Source organism: Halorubrum sp. SP9, assembly GCF_005435015.1.
Lineage (GTDB): Archaea > Halobacteriota > Halobacteria > Halobacteriales > Haloferacaceae > Halorubrum > Halorubrum sodomense.
The window spans coordinates 1-250 of record NZ_SGXU01000673.1 but is presented as its reverse complement, the minus strand read 5'-3'; the positions used below and the strand labels follow the sequence as shown (position 1 = coordinate 250).

The window sequence follows — 250 nt, the reverse complement described above, 5'->3', positions numbered from 1 at the left end:
CATGATCCGCGGCGGCGGCTTCGAGGCGATCCAGACGTTCCTCCTCGACCGCGTTGCGACGACCGTCCGCCGCGCGGAGCTAACGATGGTCCTCGGCACCGCGACCATCAACGGGATGATCACGATCAACACCGCGGCCGAGATCGCGATCGCCCCGTACGTTGCCCGCATCGGCGAGAAGTTCAACATCAACGGCTACCGGCGCGCGAACATCCTCGACGCCAACACCTCCGCGCTCGGCTACATCTTC

1 protein-coding gene is annotated in these 250 nt (G+C 65.6%); it reads left to right on the top strand.

The annotated features are described in order from the left end of the window. A partial coding sequence (locus tag EXE45_RS18960) for a Na+/H+ antiporter NhaC family protein (RefSeq protein WP_274595506.1) occupies positions 1 to 250 on the top strand: 250 nt, incomplete at both ends.